Below are 17,110 nucleotides of genomic sequence, written 5' to 3'. Positions count from 1 at the left end.
CACGGCGACCACGGCGGCACCCGTGGCGGGGGCCACGGCGAGACCCCGTGGCGGGCCCCACGGCGGGACCCACGGCCCGGCCCCCGGCCGGTCACGGCGGACCGGCCCGGTGGGGCACGCTAGGAGGCGTCCTCGCCCTCGACGCGCATGACGCTCACCACGTTGCGGACGATCTCCAGCTCGCGCAGGGCCTCGATGGTGGCCGAGAGCGCGGCGTCGCTGGCCCGGTGGGTGACCAGGACGAGCTGGGCGTCGGCTCCGTGCCCCTCCTGGCGGACGGTCTGGATGGAGACGTCCTGCTTGGCGAACATGTCGGCGACCCGCGCGAGCACGCCGGGCTTGTCGGCGACGTCCAGCGAGACGTGGTAGCGGGTGACGGTCTCGCCCATCGGGTGCACGACCAGGTCGGCGTAGGTGGACTCCTCCGGGCCCCGGGTGCGCGCCAGCGCGTTGCGGCCCACGGCCACGAGGTCGCCCAGCACCGCGCTCGCCGTGGGGGCGCCGCCCGCGCCCGCGCCGTAGAACATGAGCTGCCCGGCGGACCGCGCCTCGACGAACACCGCGTTGTAGGCCTCGCGGACCCCGGCCAGCGGGTGCGTCCTGGGGATCATGGCCGGATGCACCCGTACGCCGAAGGAGCGGCCGTCGTCGGAGCGGGCGCAGATCGCCAGCAGCTTGATCACGTAACCCATCGCCTTGGCGCTGGCCACGTCCGCCGCGGTGATCTCGGTGATGCCCTCGCGGTGCACGTCGGCGGCGGTCACCCGGCTGTGGAACGCGATCCCGGCGAGGATCGCGGCCTTGGCCGCGGCGTCGAAGCCCTCCACGTCCGCCGTGGGGTCGGCCTCGGCGTAGCCCAGCGCCTGCGCCTCGCCCAGCGCGTCGGAGAAGGAGGCCCCGCTGGAGTCCATCTGGTCGAGGATGTAGTTGGTGGTGCCGTTGACGATGCCGAGCACCCGGTGCACGTGGTCCCCGGCCAGCGACTCGCGCAGCGGCCTGATCAGCGGGATCGCGCCCGCGACGGCCGCCTCGAAGTACAGGTCGGCGCCACCGGCCCTGGCGGCGGCGTGCACGGTCGCGCCGTCCTCGGCGAGCAGGGCCTTGTTGGCCGTGACGACCGACTTGCCGGCGTTCAGCGCGGTCAGGATCAGCGACCGGGCGGGCTCGATGCCGCCGATCACCTCGACGACGATGTCGATGTCGTCGCGGGTGACCAGCGCCTCGGCGTCGGTGGTGAGCAGGGCGGGGTCCACGTCGGCGTCCCGCCTGCGGCCCAGGCGCCGCACCGCGACCCCGGCCAGCTCCAGCGGGGCGCCGACACGGGCGGCGAGATCGTCGGCCTGCTCGTGCAGCAGCCTGACCACCTGGGATCCGACGACGCCGCATCCCAGGAGCGCGACTTTCAGTGTCATGAGGTCACACGCCCCTCTCGTTCGCACGGCCGGCGGGGCCGTCGGCCGCGAGGGCCGCCCCCGCCGCTCCAGGTCGTTTCACAGCTGTCCTCTCAGCAGGTCGTCCTCGGTCTCCCGGCGGACGATCACGCGGGACGCCCCGTCCTTGACCGCGACCACGGCGGGCTTGGGGAGGTAGTTGTAGTTGTTGGCGAGCGAGCGGCAGTAGGCGCCGGTGCCGGCCACGGCGACCAGGTCGCCGACCGCCAGGTCCGCCGGGAACCACAGGTCGCGCACGACCATGTCGCCGCTCTCGCAGTGCTTGCCGACCATGCGGGAGAGCATCGGGCCGGCGGCGCTCTCCCGGGAGGCCAGCCGCGCGGTGTACTCGGCCCCGTACAGGGCGGTGCGGATGTTGTCGCTCATGCCGCCGTCGACGCTGACGTAGGTGCGCAGGCCCTCGACGTCCTTGATCGTGCCGACCTCGTAGAGCGTCACCCCGGCGAGCCCGGCGATGGCCCGGCCCGGCTCGACGGTGAGCCTGGGCACCGGCAGGCCGGCCGAGGTGGTCACCTTGACGACGATCTCCCTGAGGCTGTCGGCGATCTCCTTGACGTCGAGGGCGGCGTCGCCCTCGACGTAGGGGATGCCGTAACCGCCCCCGAGGTCGAGCTCGGGCAGCACGACGTGGTGCTCGTCCTTGATCTGCACCAGCAGCTTGGCCAGGCGGCGCGCGGCCACCTCGAACCCGGCGGTGTCGGTGATCTGCGAGCCGATGTGGGAGTGCAGGCCGACGAGTTCGAGCTGGGGCAGGGCCAGGATGCGCCTGGCCGCCTCGGCCGCCGCGCCGCTGCTCAGCGAGAACCCGAACTTCTGGTCGTCGTGGGCGGTCGCGATGAACTCGTGGGTGTGGGCCTCGACGCCCACGGTGACCCGGATCATGACCTTGGGACGCGTGCCGTGCTTCTCGGCCAGGAAGCCCAGGCGGGCGATCTCCTCGAAGGAGTCGGCCACGATGTGCCCGACACCCGCCTCGACGGCCCGCTCCAGCTCGGCGGAGGACTTGTTGTTGCCGTGCAGGGTGATCCGTTCGGCCGGGAACCCGACGCTGAGCGCGACGGCGAGCTCGCCCGCGCTGCACACGTCGAGGCCGAGGCCCTCCTGCATGAGCCAGCGGGCGACCTCGCGGCACAGGAAGGCCTTGCCCGCGTAGTGGACGTCGCCGCCGGCGAACGCGCTCGCGTAGTCGCGGCAGCGGGAGCGGAAGTCCTCCTCGTCCACCACGTAGAGCGGGCTGCCGTGCTCGGCGACCAGGTCTCTCACGTCCACGCCGCCGATCGTGATCGCGCCGTCGGCGCGGCCCGACGTTCGCGGCCAGATGGCGGGGTCGAGCGTGTTCAGATCGGCGGGTGCGTGCGGAGGGCGCTCCTCGGGCAGCACTTCGGCATGCCGGTCACCGGCGGGATGGGCGAATCGACTCACCCGAACGAGGCTATCGGACGCGGTGATCCCTCTGAGACGATTGCCCACCCATCGAGACGGGATCACCCACCGGCACGCGAACTTTTTACGTTATTTACCCATTTCACGACATATTTTCGCGGTACGGGGTCGTGATCCGCCGCCGGGCACCGGAACCGCCGCCGGGCGGAGCGCCCGAAGACCTCAGGAGACCTGACCGGCCGGGGCGCCCCAGGTGTTGCAGGCGGCCACGCTGCCCTCCTCCTGACCGCGCCGCATCCACTCGGCCCCGCTGGCGCCCGAGCCGTGCGAGCGCCGGTGATCGGCCCGTACGTCGTCGTCGGCGTCGGCGTCCCGGCTCCCGGCCAGGGCGCGCAGGCGCTCCAGCCGTCGCGGGGCCACCGTCCGCAGCGTCGCCGCGGCCAGGCAGTCCGCCTGGAGCTCCAGGCGTCGCGACCACGCCTCGTCGAACGTCTCGGAACCACGCCGGTCGGCCAGCCCGGTGACCTCCTGGACGTGGTGGGCGTACTCGTGGGCCAGCGTGAACATCATCGGGAAGACGGCGCCGTCCTCGACCAGCACGTTGACGACCCGGGAGTCCGAGCAGTAGATCCCGGCCCAGTCGTGCTCGCCGGTCCCGCACGCGGCCCGCGAGGGGGAGGTGACCAGCCGCACCTGCTCGGGTGGCGCGTACTCCGTCCCGGCCCGATCCAGGGTGGATGTCCACATCCGGTCCAGGCAGCGGCCGAAGGCCGTGAGGGACGCCTCGGCGTCGGCGTCCAGGTCCTTCGGGAGCCCGGCGCAGCGGGCGTCGATCGGCTCGGCCCGCTCGTGCAGGCCGTGCGTCGCCGCCCGTGAGCGGGGCGAGCCGGGCGCGGTGCCGAGGAGTTCGCGCAGGTCGTCGCCGAAGTACGCGAGCCCGCCGAGGACGACGGCGAAGGCGAGCAGGACCGGCAGCGTCCTGCGGACCGTCCGCCGGACCGGACGCGCGTGCCGGTCCGGGTACGGATTCGGGTACGGATGCCGGTCCGGGTACCGGCCCTCCCCCGCGGGCGCGGGCCCCGCCGTCCCGCCGGGACGCGGCCGGTAGGCCTCCCGGTCCCCGGAGCCGCCCATCGCACCCCTTCCGCCTTCTTCATTTTTCCGGAGATTCATTACATCCTGTCGGGGGCCGTCCCGCCAACGGCCGCGAGCGCCTCGGCCAGCACGTCCCGGACCGCCCGGGCCAGCCGCACGCGGGCGGCGTGCAGGGGCGAGGGCTCCTCGTCGCCCACCGGGAGCGCCCCGGCGCCCTCGAACGCGTCGTGGTAGGCCAGGGCCAGCCGGCCGGCGTAGGCGGCCCACCCGGGGTCCCGGCTCGTCCGCCTGCCGTACGCCTCGGCCAGCACCCTGAGCACGGCCCGGTCCAGGCGTCCGTCGAGCAGTTCCGGCCGGAAGCGCCCGCCCACGCCCAGCTCCGCCGCCCAGCGCTGCACGGCGACCGCCCGGACGTGGGCGTACCGGACCACGAATCCGGGGTTGGCCCACGTCCCGGGCAGGTCCTCCCACGGGGGGACGCCGGTGACAGGGGTGCCGGGGACGGCGGCGGGGGCGATCTCGGTGACGAGCTCGCCCGGCACGGCCACCACGATCTCCAGGAAGCCTCCCGGGCGCACCCGGACGTCCTCGATCCCGGGCAGCGCGCGCAGCCGCCCGGCCGTCGCCTCCGGGTCCCGCCCCCCGCGCGCGGCGGCCGGGGACAGGTAGACGGCCTCGCGGGCCCACGTGCCCCGGGGGATCGGAGGCATGCCGAGAAGCTCGTCGAGCCGGGCGGGCGTCATCCCGGCAGCCTAGCCCCGGCCCCCCACCGGCCCGGACGGGCGCCCGGACGGGCCGGGGCCCTCAGACGAGGGCGTGCGGCTCGGCCGGGCCGTAGTCGACGAGCTGGGCCGAGCCCAGCAGCCAGCGGTCACGGTCGCGCAGGCAGACGTAGCCGAAGCGGTCGGCGGAGAACACCTTGACCCCGTCCGCGCGGCACTGGCGCATCAGCACCTCGGCCCAGCCGTCGGAGACGTCGGGGAACCCGATGCCGCGCAGCACCGTGCGGCGGGCCAGCAGGGTCGCCCCGGCCACGTCGGGCAGGTAGGAGTACTCGGCCGAGGGCTGGCGCAGCACGGTGGCCGCGACGTCGCGCAGGTGGGCGTAGTAGGCCGCCTTGCCGACGATGTCGGCGGTGGTGAACAGGAAGGCCCTGCTCAGGTCGGCCAGGTAGTGCTCGCCGTACCGGTCGCGGGCGTCCATGACCGCCACCAGGTCGCCCTGGCACAGGTCCAGCGCGCGGTCGAGCATGCCGCCGACGGTCAGGCCGGGGTCGGTACGGCGGACCGTGACCTCCACCCCGTCCGGCATGGCCTCGCGGGCCCGGCCGGGGGCGTCGGGGGCGTCCGAGAGCAGCACGAGCTGGACGACGCCCCTCTGCGGCGCGACCTGGGCCAGGGTGTGGTCGAGGTCCCCCCGGTCGATCATGATCACCGAGATGTTCAGGGTGGCCCGGCCGCTGGGCAGCCCGATGGCGTCCAGCAGGTCGTCGACCTTCTCGGTCATCGTGCCCGAGGCGTAGGCCTGGCGCAGCGCCAGGTGCGCCCGGGCCGGGTCGGGCTCGGTGCCGATCGGGGTCCCGCAGGCGGCCAGCTCGGCCATCCGCCACTGCTCCGTGCCCGGCGGGCAGTCCACCGCGACCGGCCAGCGGTAGGAGGTGAGCACGTCGGGGTAGGACAGGTGCCCGGGGAGCAGCTCCTCCAGCGACAGCACGCGCTCGAACCGGTCCCCGGCCAGCGGCAGCGGGTTGTGCACCCGCGGCTGGACCGCGAACGGCAGGATGCCCAGCGAGGGCGCCCGGCGGCCGGGCTCGGGCTCCCGGGCCGCCAGCGCGGCGCCCCACGCCTTCACCGACGCCGGCAGCGCGGTCACCACGTGCTCGAACAGCCCGGCCGCGCCGGCGAGGTCGCCGACCGAGCCGCCGGTGTGCCAGAAGACCGTGCGGATGCCCCGCTGCGCGCACCAGGACAGCAGGCCTCGCAGCCCCTGTCCCGGCCGGCGCAGTTCCTCGGCCCACGGCCCCTCGGTCACCGACTCCACCAGCAGCAGGTGCGGCACCTCGGCGGCCAGCACCCGGGCGAAGTCGCGGGGCGTGAAACCGGTGGTCTGGCGCCACTCGTAGCGCAGCAGCGCCTCGCCGTGCGGTTCGGCGACCACGGCGGCGGTCAGGTGCGGGCGGTTGTTCGGCCCGGTCGGGACGCGGAACGGCTTGAGCTTCACCGACCTGCCGCCGACGGTCCTGACGGAGCTGGTGGCCTGGAAGGACGCGCCGGGGGCGGCGGGCTTGGCGGCGGTCTTGCGGGGGACGGGCTGGCGCTTGGGGGCGGTCGGGCGCTTGGCGGGCTTGGCCGCGCCGCGCAGACCCCTGGCCAGCCGTACCGGGTTGCTCTTGCCGGTCTTGATGGCGTCGCCGAGCCTGGACCAGCGGGCCACCTGCACCGACGACAGCTTCCACTTGGCCACCTCGGCCTGGTAGCGCTGCTCGGCCAGGTCCTTGCGGAGTTTCTCCTCGGCCGCGTTCGCGGCCTCCAGGCGCTCCTCGGTCTCGCTCAGCCGCTCCCGCAGCGCACGCAGCTCCTCGGCCGCACGCTCCGCCTCGGCGACCCTGGCCTGCGCCGCGTCCAGCAGCCGGGCCAGCTCGGAGGCCCGTTCCGCGTGGGCCACCGCCTCGCGTAACGCCTGTCGTGTGCTTTCGAGTTGGTCGCCCGCCACGCCGTCCTCCGTTTTCTCAGCCGGCCGAAAGGATACCCTTTGCTCAATCGCGACATAGAGGAGTCAGCACGGTGCAGTGGCCGACGTTCAATGTGAGGCCGTACGTCTGCGGCGGCATCGGACACCTCGACGAGGCCGTCCTGGAGGCGCTGCGCGGGGCCGGGCCGCGGGTCAGACCCGCCGTCCAGGACCCCGGGGCGGCCCTGTTCAGCTCCTCGCCGCTGCCGCCCTACCGGCGGGACGAGCGCACCTGGGCCTTCGCCTGGGGCGAGCGCGCTCCCGAGGGCGCGGCTCAGTGGATCACCGTGGCGGAGACCTACGAGACGCCCGGCCTGATCGACGACGGCGAGCGGGTCGTCCTGCACGCCGGCGGTCTGGGGCTGGTGGACGTCTACCACCTGGAGCGTGACGGGGCGGTCTACTTCTCCTCGTTGCTGGAGCCGCTGCTCGCCGTCGCGCGCGGCCCGCACGGGGTGAACTGGGAGGCCTGGGCCTCGATCATCCACCTGACCTTCCCGCTGCGCGACGACACCCCCTACGCCGGGGTGAGGCGGCTGGCCGGGTCCAGCGCGCTGGTCTGGGACCGGGCGAGCGGCCGGATCTCGGCCGAGCGGATGCTGCCCCGCTGGCTGCGCGAGGAGCCCTACGAGGCCGGGCGGACGGCCGGGGAGATCCTGGACGTCCTGCACGAGGCCTACAAGGAGTTCGACGGGCGCCCGCTGCTGGTGCCGGTCAGCGGCGGCTACGACTCGCGGCTGCTCTGCTCGGTCGCGGTGGCGCGCGGGGCCGACGTGGAGTCGTGGACGACCAGCCCCGACGACGGCACCGACACCGACATCGTCTTCGCCAGGGCGATCACCCGCGAGCTGGGCGTGCGCCACCGGGTGATCCCCCAGGACGCCGCCGCCTACCCCGACGACGCGCTGGCCGCGGCACGGCGACTGGAGTTCCTCACCCCCCACCACGCCTGGTACACCCCGTTCGCCCGCGAGGTGCACCGCTCGGGCCGGACCCTCGTCGACGGGCTGGCCGGCGGGCCGCTGCTGAAGAACTTCATGGTCAGCGGGGCCGCGCTGGAGGCGACCACGCAGGCCGGGCGCAAGGCCGCGCTGCTCGGCTCGCTGGCGCTGGGACCGGCCTCGACGCCGTTCCTGTCGGAGCGGGCAGAGGCCTGGATCACCGACACGGTCGGCCGGGCCTTCACGGAGTCGACCGCCATGCTCAACGGCCACCGGGCCGAGCTGCCGCTGTCGGTCCTGCACACCCGGACCGCGCGGGGCATCGCCCGCTCCCCGGTCAACCTGGTCGGCCCCGAGGCGTCGTTCGCGGCGCCGTTCCTGCACCCGGAGTTCTTCGACGCCGCGCTCTCGGTCGGCGTGCACCGCAAGGCCGCCGGGCGCTTCTACCGCGAGCTGCTGCACGCGGCCGACCCGCGGGTGGCCGCGCTGCCCTCCACCAACGTGGTCAAGCAGCCGCTCCAGCGGGTCCCGCTCCGCTCGGCCGCCGCCCCGGCCAGGGAGTACGGCCACCGGATGCTCGGCCTGGTCGCCGAGACCGTGCCCTCGCTGCTGTCGGAGCACCTGCTCTCCGTGATCGCCGACGGCCCGGACGCGCTGGCCCGGTTCCACGGCTGGAACGACCGCTTCTGGGTGCGGAGCCTGGTGCTGTTCGGCGCCTGGATCGGCGACCACCGCGACCACATGGGCGACCTCACCCCTCCCTGGGCCTGAGCCCCCCGCCCGCGCGGGCGGCCCCCCTCCCCGGGCCGGGCCCCGCGCGGGCGACCCGAACGCTTCCCTGGTCCGGGCCTCGCGACGGCGCCCGCCCCGGGTACGAGACCGGACCGGTGTTCTCTGTGTTCCCGGCGTTCTCTGTGTTCCCGGCGTTCCCGGCGTTCCCGGCGTGCCCGAAGTCCCGCCTGTTCCCGGTGTTCCCGGTGTTCCCGGTGTCCTCGCTGTTCCCCGAGTCCGTTGAGCGCGCCGTGTTTCCCGTGGGAAAACAACGGATGACGCGGCGATTACGCGGCCCCGGCGCGACCTCCGGGAGGATTACCTGGGAAAGGGCCGATCCACCTCGCCAAGAGGGCTTCCGACGGTTCGGTCGGCTGGTAGTGTTCGGCCCAGAAAGCGCCAGAACGGATGGACCAGAATCACAAATTCGGTCTGTCCAAGGGCACGGAGCCCATGGGGATGACGGCTCCCGCCGGCGCGGTCACCAAACATCATCAGCCGGAGCATCCGGTGACTTCGTCCTGCCTCCATCACCGTGAGCGAGAACACGATGAACGCATCCCCCCTTTTCCATGCCTCCGAGTCCGTGGCCGAGGACTTCGTCTCGGCGGATCCGCAGTGGTACAAGCGCGCCGTCTTCTACGAGGTGCTGGTCCGCGGGTTCAAGGACTCCAACGGCGACGGTACGGGTGACCTGCGCGGTCTCATCGAGAAGCTGGACTACGTCCAGTGGCTCGGCGTCGACTGCCTGTGGCTGCTGCCGCTGTACGAATCCCCCCTGCGCGACGGCGGCTACGACATCTCCGACTACATGAAGATCCTGCCGGACTTCGGCGACCTCGGGGACTTCGTGCAGCTCATCGAGTCGGCCCACCAGCGGGGCCTGCGCATCATCACCGACCTGGTGATGAACCACACCAGCGACAGGCACCCCTGGTTCCAGGCCTCCCGGCACGACCCCGAGGGCCCGTACGGGGACTTCTACGTCTGGTCCGACGACCCCACCGGTTACCCGGACGCGCCGATCATCTTCGTCGGCGCCGAGGAGTCGAACTGGACCTACGACCCGGTCCGCAAGCAGTACTACTGGCACCGCTTCTTCCACCACCAGCCGGACCTGAACTACGAGAACCCGGCCGTCCAGGAGGCCATGCTGGAGGTCCTGCGGTTCTGGCTGGACCTCGGCATCGACGGCTTCCGCCTGGACGCGGTCCCCTACCTGTTCGAGCGCGAGGGGACGAGCTGCTCGGGGCTGCCCGAGACCCACGCGTACCTGAAGAAGATCCGCGCCGAGGTCGACCGGCTCTACCCCGACCGGGTGCTGCTGGCCGAGGCCAACGGCTGGCCCGAGGACGTGGTGGAGTACTTCGGCGACCCCTCCACCGGGGGCGACGAGTGCCACATGGCGTTCCACTTCCCGCTGATGCCGCGCATCTTCATGGGGGTGCGCCGGGGCAGCCGGGAGCCGATCTCGGAGATCATGTCGCGGACCCCCAAGCTCCCCGACAGCGCCCAGTGGGGCATCTTCCTCCGCAACCACGACGAGCTGACGCTCGAGACGGTGACCGAGGAGGAGCGCGACTACATGCACGCCGAGTACGCCAAGGACCCGCGCATGCGGGCCTACCTGGGCATCCGGCGCCGTCTCGCGCCGCTGCTGGAGAACGACCGCGACCAGATCGAGCTGTTCACCGCGCTGCTGCTGTCACTGCCCGGCTCCCCGGTCATGTACTACGGCGACGAGATCGGCATGGGCGACAACATCTGGCTGGAGGACCGCGACGCGGTCCGCACCCCGATGCAGTGGAGCCCGGACCGCAACGCAGGCTTCTCCAGGGCCGACCCCGGCCGCCTGTACCTGCCGGCCGTGATGGACCCGATCTACGGCTACCAGGCGGTCAACGTCGAGGCCCAGCAGAAGAACCCGGCCTCGCTGCTGCACTTCACCAGGAACATGCTGGCGATCCGCCGCGACCACCCGGTCTTCGGCACAGGCGTCTACAACGAGCTGTGGTCCAGCAACCCGGCCGTGCTCAGCTTCGTCCGCGAGGACGGGGACGACCTGATGCTCTGCGTCAACAACCTGTCGAAGTTCCCGCAGCCGGTCGAGCTGGACCTGCGCCGCTTCCTGGGCATGACCCCGGTGGAGGCCAGGGGCGGGGTGCGCTTCCCCGAGGTGGGCACGCTGCCGTACCTGCTGACCCTGCCCGGTCACGGCTTCTACTGGTTCTCGCTCACCCTCTGAGCGGTGCGCGAAAGGGCCCGGGGCGACCCCCGTGCCCTTTCGCCCGCCCGGGGGCCGTCGGGGGCCGGCCAGGTCTACCGGGCGGTGACCGGGACCTGCGCGCGGGCCGCGCGGCCCGCCGGGATCAGCGTCACCAGCAGGGAGGCGCCGACCGCGACGAGCGCCGCGACGGTGAGCGTCAGCGCCGAGGGCGTACGGCCGATGCCCGCCCCGACCCCGCTGGTGTGGCCCTGCAGGTCGATCAGCCCGCCGACCACCGAGGCCCCGGCCGCGATGCCCGCGACCACGCCCAGCACGATCAGCAGGCCGGTCCCGGTGACCAGGGTCGCGGCCACCTGGCGGGGCGTGAGACCCATGGCCTTGAGCACCGCCAGGTCGAAGGCGTGGTCGCGCAGGCCCAGGGCGCCGGCGGTGAGCAGGTTGGCCAGGCCCAGCAGGGCGAGCACCCCGATCAGCGCCACGATCACCACGCGGATGACGGCGAGCCGCTCGGCCGGGTTGACCACCCGCTGCACCTCCAGCGCCTCGCCCGAGGCTGCCAGCAGCCGCGCCCGGACGGCGGCCGGGTCGGCCCCCGGCCTGAGCACCAGGCTGTAGAACTGCGGCGGCACCGCGTCCTTGGCCGGGAGGCTGTCGATCCCCAGCGAGAGCACCTCGCCGTCGTGGTCGGGCTCCACGACCCGGCCCACCAGGTGCACGATCAGCGGGGTGCCGCCGACGGTCAGCCTGACCCGGTCCCCGATGCTCACGTCCAGCAGGTCCAGCAGCCCCTGCCCGGCGACGGCCTCCCCCCGCGCGGCGAACATCCGGCCCTCCACGACCGAGAAGGGGTACGGCTCGGCGGAGGTGCCCGTGGCGCGCGCCAGCACGCTCCTGGTCTGTTCCGGCTCCAGCGCGGGCACCTCGGCGCCCGGATGGGCGACCAGCACGTCGGGGTCGGCCCTGGCGATCCGGGCGGCCTCGTCGGCCGGGAGCTTGGCGGGGCGCACCACGAGCGCGGCCGCCTGGCCGACCCGCTCGGGGTGGCGCAGGAAGTCGTCCAGGGTGCTCCAGCAGCCGAGCGCGATGGTGATCATCATCATCGGGATCGCGACGCCGAAGATGCTCAGGAAGGCCGGCAGGCGGCGGGTGAAGGCGTCGCGGCTGCCCAGGACTAGGGCGGGAGGGAGCCGCGCCAGGAGCGCCAGCCGCGCCAGCCGCGACAGGTGGCCCCTGGGCGGTGCCGCGGGGGCCGCGGGGACCGGCGGGGTCCGGCCGCCGCGCCAGGCCGGCAGCGCGACGGCCACCGTGACCACCGCGGCCGTCCCCCCGGCGATGGCCAGCAGCGGGACCGGTGAGAGCGGCGAGAGCGGCACGCCGTCCAGCACGAACGAGGCGGCGACCTGGCCGCAGCCGAGCCCGACGGCGATGCCGATCAGCCCGAGCGCGCCGTGCTCGGCCATCAGGACGCCGAACACCTGGCCCCGGGTGTAGCCGAGGGACTTCAGGGTGGCGATGTCGCGGGTCTGGGTGAGCACCCGGCCGCCCACCGCGTTGGCGATGGCGAGGGCCGCGGCGACCAGCCCGGTGACGCCGAACAGCGCCAGCAGCAGGCCGAGCAGCCGGTTGTCCAGTTCCATCGAGGCGCGGACCTCGCGCCAGGTGGACATCCGCTGGATCTGACCGTCCAGCAGGGTGACGGCGCCGTGCACGGCGGGCAGGGTGGCCTCGCCGTCGGCCAGGCGCAGCCCGGTGACGGACTCGCTGCGGCCCAGCGCGGGCTCGACCCTGGCCAGCACCGACGGGAGCGTCCAGGCCAGGCCGGGTGTCCACTCGGGGTAGAAACCCTGCTCGGCGCTGTCGGCCAGGCCGACCACGACGAGAGGGTGGGTGGCGCCGTTGAGCGCGGTCACCGGGAAGGGCCCGCCGACCCGCAGGCCGAGCGCCCTGGCGAAGGACCGCTCGACGATCACGCCGTCGGCGTCGCCGGTACGGAGCGCCCGCCCGTCGCGGATCAGCGGGACGGCGATCCCCGGGGGCGTCTCGGGCGTCTCCCGCAGGGCCACCGGGGACTTCTTGCCGTTCAGGGTGAGCGTGACCGGCGCCGACCGGTAGGGGCCGGCGACGCCGACCACGCCCGGGAGCCTGGACAGCGCGACCCGGTCGGGGGCCTCCCCGGTGTGGATCCACACGTGCGCGCCCCTGGACTCGGCGAACAGCGCCCGCCAGGGGTTGGTGCCGTCCTCCAGGAGGGTCGCGGAGGTGATCAGCGCCGTGACGATCCCGGCCACGGCGAGCACCGTCAGCAGCGTCTGTCCCCGGCGGGCCCGCAGGTCGGCGCGGATCCACCTCACCGAGGCGCGGACCGTGCTCACCGCGGGTCAGCCCCTCAGCTCGACGACGCCGCCCGCGCCGCCCCTGGGCCGGCGGCGGACCAGGCCGGCGCCGCCGTCGTCGACGATCTGGCCGTCCAGCAGGGAGACCACCCGGTCGGCGAGGCTGGCCACCCTGGCGTCGTGGGTGACCATGATGACGGTCTGCCCCTCGCGGTGCACCTCGGCGAGGAGGCGCAGCACGTCGCGGGTGTTGCGGCTGTCGAGGTTGCCGGTGGGCTCGTCGGCCAGCAGCAGGCTCGGCTCGTTGGCCAGCGCGCGGGCCAGCGCGACCCGCTGCTGCTCGCCGCCGGCGAGCTGGGAGGGCGCGGCGTCGGCGCGGTCGGCCAGGCCGAGCTCGCCCAGCAGGTGCTCGCGGCGCCTGCGGGCCTCGCGGGCGGAGGCCCCCGCCAGCAGCGCGGGCAGCTCGACGTTGTCGGCCACGGTCATGTTGGCGACGAGGTTGAAGAACTGGAAGACGAAGCCGATCTTCCGCCTGCGGAGCAGCGCCCAGGCGCTCTCGCCCAGCGTGTCGGCGCGCCGGCCGTCGAGCCAGATCTCCCCGCTGGTGCGGGCCTCCAGGCCGCCGAGCATGTGCACCAGCGTGGACTTGCCCGACCCGGACGGCCCCATGATCGCCACGAACTCCCCCGGGGCCACCCGCAGGTCGACCCCCCGCACGGCGGGCACCGGCACCCCGCCGTCCTGGTAGATCTTCACGAGGTTGACGGTGTCGACCACCGGGGGGGTCTCGACCGCGGAAGGGGTCACCTCAGGTCCTCCTGGCAGCGTTCGAGCCAGTCGAGGTCGGCCTGGAGGTGGAGCATGGCCCCCTCGACGAGCAGCAGCGCGACCCGGTTGGCCGGGTCGGTCCGTTCGGCGAGTTCGTTGAGGTCACGCATGAGTCCGAGGTAGTGACGGCGCTGGCGGTTGATCATCGCTGTTCTGTCGGCGATCCCGGTCGTCGGGGCCAGCACGAGCTTCATGAAGAACTCGTCCCGGACCCGTGGGCCCTCCGAGGGCTCGTCCACCCACGTGCCGAGCGCCTCCCGGCCCTCGGCCGTCAGGTGGTAGACCTTCTTGTTCGGCCGGTTGGACTGCTCGACGCCCACGGCGCGCACCAGGCCGTCCTTCTCCAGACGGCCCAGCGTGACGTAGATCTGCCCGATGTTCGGTGAAGGGTAGGCGCTGCCGAAGATCTGTTCAAGTGCCTGTTTGAGCTCGTACCCGTGGGCAGGTTCCTTCGCGAGGAGCGCCAGCAGCGTCAGCCGCACGCCCCACCTCCTCGGAGAGCTCGTTACGTGAGCGTTACGTGTCCAGCCGTTGACGCTGATGTTACCGCTATGCATAACATGAATGCATCTACCTAACACGTATGTAACCAACTGGAGATCAGGAGGTAACGGTGCGCCGATTCATCCCCGTCGCGCTCACCGCGCTCCTCCTGAGCGGCTGCTCGGCGGCCGACGCGCGACCCGTCGAGAACACCGGCGGGAGCGGCCCTTTCACCCTGGTGATCGGGCGTGACACCACCGCCTACCTGCAGCCGCTGCTCGACAGATGGAACCAGGCCCACCCCGAGGAGCGGGCGACCCTGCTCGAACTCCCCGAGGCGGCCGACGAACAGCGCGCGCAGATGGTCGCCAACCTCCAGGCGAGGAGCGACCGCTACGACGTGCTGGGACTGGACGTGGTCTGGACGGCGGAGTTCGCCGACGCGGGCTGGATCCTGCCGCTGGAGCGGGGAACGTTCCCGCTCGGCCGGTTCCTGCCCCCGGTCGTCGACACCGCCATCTACCGGGGCAAGCTCTGGGCGGTGCCGTACACCAGCAACGCCGGCCTGCTCTACTACCGCAAGGACCTGCTGGCCAAGCACGGGTTCACCCCGCCGAAGACCTGGAAGGAGCTGCGCGAGCAGGCGCGCGCGCTGCACGCCAAGCACCGGATCGGCGGCTACGCCGGGCAGTTCCTCGCCTACGAGGGCCTGACCGTCAACTTCACCGAGGCCGTGCAGTCGGCCGGCGGGCAGATCCTCAGCCCCGACGGCACCAAGGTGACCATGGACGTGGACAAGGCCAAGGCCGGCCTGGACTTCCTGGTGAACGGGTTCCGGGAGGGGTGGATCCCGCTCGAGTCGCTCTCCTTCAAGGAGGAGGAGGCGCGGCTGGCCTTCCAGGAGGGCCGGCTGGCGTTCGCCCGCAACTGGCCGCACGCGTACGGGCCGGCCACCGACTCGCTCGTCGCGGACCGGTTCGCGGTCACCCGGCTGCCCGGCCCGAACGGGCCGGGCACCGGTGCCCTCGGCGGGTACAACCTCGCGGTCAGCGCCTTCTCCAAGCGGCAGAAGTCGGCCGTGGAGTTCATCCGCTACTTCACCAGCCTGGAGAACCAGCGCCGGGTGCTCACCGAGGGCTCGTTCCCGCCCGTGTGGGCCGAGCTGTACGACGACCCCGAGCTGATCGAACGATTCCCCTACCTGCCGGTCCTGAAGCAGAGCATCCTCTCGGCTCGGCCCAGGCCCGCCAGCGCCAACTACGAACAGGTGAGCCTGGCGATCGCCAGTGCGGTCTCCAACGCGCTCACCCCACCCTTCGAGGAGTCCGGCGACGACGTCGTCGCCTCCATGAAAGGCCAGCTCGACGAGATCATCCGAGATCGGTGACGCCGGGACGATCCCGGCGCCCCGCAGCCCGACCCGGTCACGAGCACGTCGAGCACCACCGTCACCATCGCGATCCGTACGACCCGTTCCCGGCCCGGTGGCTCCCCCCGCCGGAGGGAACGCAATCCAGGAGGTCTGTTCAGCATGCGCAAAACCATCCCCGCAGTGACGACGGCGGGACTGGCGCTGGCGCTCGCCGCGTGTGGCGGCGGGGCCGCGACCCCCGCGTCGCCGGCCCCGGCCGCGAGCGGCGCCTCGTCCGCCCCGGCCGCCGCCAAGACCCTCGAAGGCGTGACCGTCGAGGTCGCCGCCAAGTGGACCGGCGCCGAGCAGGAGAACTTCCAGAAGGTGCTCCAGGCCTTCGAGGCGAAGACCGGCGCCAAGGTCACCTACGCCTCCACCGGCGAGGACACCGGCGCCTACCTCGGCCCGCGCATCCAGGGCGGCACCCCGCCGGACATCGCGATCCTCCCCCAGCCCGGCCTGGTGGGGCAGTACGCCGACCAGAAGGCGCTCAAGCCGCTGACCGCCGAGGTCCAGGCGCAGATCGACGAGAATTACACCCCGTACTGGAAGGAGCTCGGCTCCGCCGGCGGCCAGTCCTACGGCGTGCTGGTCAAGGCGGCCCACAAGTCGCTCGTCTGGTACCGCGACCAGGCCTTCCAGGACGCCGGCGCGCAGCCCCCGGCCACCTGGGACGACCTGATCAAGACCGCCCAGACCATCGCCGACTCCGGCACCCCGCCGTTCTCGCTCTGCGGCGCCTCCGGCTGGACCCTGACCGACCTGTTCGAGAACGTCTACCTGTCCACCGCGGGCCCGGAGAACTACACCAAGCTCTCCAAGCACGAGATCCCGTGGACCGACCCCAGCGTCACCACCGCGCTGGAGAAGATCGCCCAGCTCGTCGGCAAGAAGGAGTTCCTGCTCGGCGGCTCGGCCGGCGCCCTGCAGACCGACTTCCCGACCTGTGTGACCCAGGTCTACGGCCAGGACAAGTCGGCCATGGTCATCGAGGCGGACTTCGTGGGCGTTACGGCCGAGCAGTCGGGCGCCAAGCTCGGCGAGGAGGCCAAGTACTTCCCGTTCCCCAAGGCCGGCGAGACCGCTCCGGTCGTGCTGGGCGGCGACATCGCGGTGGCGCTGAAGGACTCCAAGGGCGCGATGGCGCTGCTGGAGTTCCTCGCCTCCAAGGAGGGCGGCGAGGTCTGGGCGAAGCTGCCCGGCTACCTGTCCCCCAACCGCAACGTCTCGCCGGACAACTACCCGGACGAGCTGACCAAGAAGCTCGCCGAGACGATCATCGCGGCCGGTGAGACCGTCCGCTACGACATGTCCGACCTCGCGCCCAGCGCGTTCGGCGGCACCGACGGCAAGGCCGAGTGGAAGCACCTGCAGGACTTCGTCCGCGACCCCTCCGACGTCAAGGGCATCCAGGCCAAGCTCGAGGCCGACGCCAAGAAGGCCTGGAAGTAGGGGAG

12 protein-coding genes are annotated in these 17,110 nt (G+C 72.9%); 4 read left to right on the top strand and 8 right to left on the bottom strand.

Annotated features, from left to right (window positions below; genetic code table 11):
* Positions 1 to 119: 119 nt before the first annotated feature.
* The 5 genes from AB0G16_RS00255 to AB0G16_RS00235 all read right to left on the bottom strand — a co-directional run bounded on the left by AB0G16_RS00255 (position 120) and on the right by AB0G16_RS00235 (position 6,641).
* Positions 120 to 1,412, bottom strand: a complete 1,293-nt coding sequence (locus AB0G16_RS00255) for a homoserine dehydrogenase (RefSeq protein ID WP_362796901.1) — start codon at positions 1,410 to 1,412, stop codon at positions 120 to 122.
* A 78-nt stretch (positions 1,413 to 1,490) separates the two neighbouring features.
* Positions 1,491 to 2,873 carry a diaminopimelate decarboxylase gene (gene lysA, locus AB0G16_RS00250; RefSeq protein ID WP_362796900.1) on the bottom strand — a complete coding sequence of 461 codons (1,383 nt, stop codon included), beginning with the start codon at positions 2,871 to 2,873 and terminating at the stop codon, positions 1,491 to 1,493.
* 183 nt (positions 2,874 to 3,056) lie between these two features.
* Complete coding sequence (locus AB0G16_RS00245; RefSeq protein WP_362796899.1) at positions 3,057 to 3,968, bottom strand: neutral zinc metallopeptidase; 912 nt, start codon at positions 3,966 to 3,968, stop codon at positions 3,057 to 3,059.
* A gap of 38 nt (positions 3,969 to 4,006) precedes the next feature.
* Positions 4,007 to 4,672 (bottom strand): anticodon-binding protein, encoded by a 666-nt coding sequence (locus AB0G16_RS00240; protein WP_362796898.1) that lies wholly within the window; start codon positions 4,670 to 4,672, stop codon positions 4,007 to 4,009.
* Positions 4,673 to 4,733: 61 nt separating this feature from the next.
* The gene (locus AB0G16_RS00235; protein ID WP_362796897.1) at positions 4,734 to 6,641 is read right to left on the bottom strand and encodes a hypothetical protein; all 1,908 of its coding nucleotides are present in this window, start codon (positions 6,639 to 6,641) and stop codon (positions 4,734 to 4,736) included.
* Between the two features lie 71 nt (positions 6,642 to 6,712).
* Here AB0G16_RS00235 and AB0G16_RS00230 point away from each other — a divergent pair, with 71 nt between their 5' ends.
* The gene (locus AB0G16_RS00230; RefSeq protein WP_362796896.1) at positions 6,713 to 8,371 is read left to right on the top strand and encodes an asparagine synthetase B family protein; all 1,659 of its coding nucleotides are present in this window, start codon (positions 6,713 to 6,715) and stop codon (positions 8,369 to 8,371) included.
* 550 nt (positions 8,372 to 8,921) lie between these two features.
* Positions 8,922 to 10,616, top strand: a complete 1,695-nt coding sequence (treS, locus tag AB0G16_RS00225) for a maltose alpha-D-glucosyltransferase (protein WP_362796895.1) — start codon at positions 8,922 to 8,924, stop codon at positions 10,614 to 10,616.
* A gap of 74 nt (positions 10,617 to 10,690) precedes the next feature.
* Here the strand turns inward: treS and AB0G16_RS00220 are convergent, their stop codons facing one another.
* Genes AB0G16_RS00220 through AB0G16_RS00210 form a run of 3 tightly spaced genes read right to left on the bottom strand, consistent with a single transcriptional unit; the run spans position 10,691 to position 14,241 of the window.
* The gene (locus tag AB0G16_RS00220; RefSeq protein WP_362796894.1) at positions 10,691 to 12,970 is read right to left on the bottom strand and encodes an FtsX-like permease family protein; all 2,280 of its coding nucleotides are present in this window, start codon (positions 12,968 to 12,970) and stop codon (positions 10,691 to 10,693) included.
* Between the two features lie 6 nt (positions 12,971 to 12,976).
* On the bottom strand, positions 12,977 to 13,738 hold the full coding sequence (locus tag AB0G16_RS00215) for an ABC transporter ATP-binding protein (protein ID WP_362796893.1): 762 nt from the start codon (positions 13,736 to 13,738) through the stop codon (positions 12,977 to 12,979).
* A complete protein-coding gene (locus AB0G16_RS00210) occupies positions 13,735 to 14,241 on the bottom strand; it encodes a PadR family transcriptional regulator (protein WP_362796892.1) in 507 nt (168 codons plus the stop codon). The genes AB0G16_RS00215 and AB0G16_RS00210 overlap by 4 nt, the downstream gene beginning before the upstream one ends.
* Before the next feature lie 131 nt (positions 14,242 to 14,372).
* On the opposite strand from AB0G16_RS00210, the gene AB0G16_RS00205 reads away from it, so the two are divergent.
* Together AB0G16_RS00205 and AB0G16_RS00200 are read left to right on the top strand one after the other, a co-directional pair.
* On the top strand, positions 14,373 to 15,629 hold the full coding sequence (locus AB0G16_RS00205; protein WP_362796891.1) for an ABC transporter substrate-binding protein: 1,257 nt from the start codon (positions 14,373 to 14,375) through the stop codon (positions 15,627 to 15,629).
* A 144-nt stretch (positions 15,630 to 15,773) separates the two neighbouring features.
* The gene (locus AB0G16_RS00200; protein ID WP_362796890.1) at positions 15,774 to 17,105 is read left to right on the top strand and encodes an ABC transporter substrate-binding protein; all 1,332 of its coding nucleotides are present in this window, start codon (positions 15,774 to 15,776) and stop codon (positions 17,103 to 17,105) included.
* Positions 17,106 to 17,110: the final 5 nt, after the last annotated feature.

It is taken from the genome of Streptosporangium sp. NPDC023615, assembly GCF_040640155.1.
Taxonomy (GTDB): Bacteria; Actinomycetota; Actinomycetes; order Streptosporangiales; family Streptosporangiaceae; genus Streptosporangium.
The sequence above is the reverse complement of the archived record's forward strand: the minus strand, read 5'-3'. Positions and strand labels throughout refer to the sequence as shown.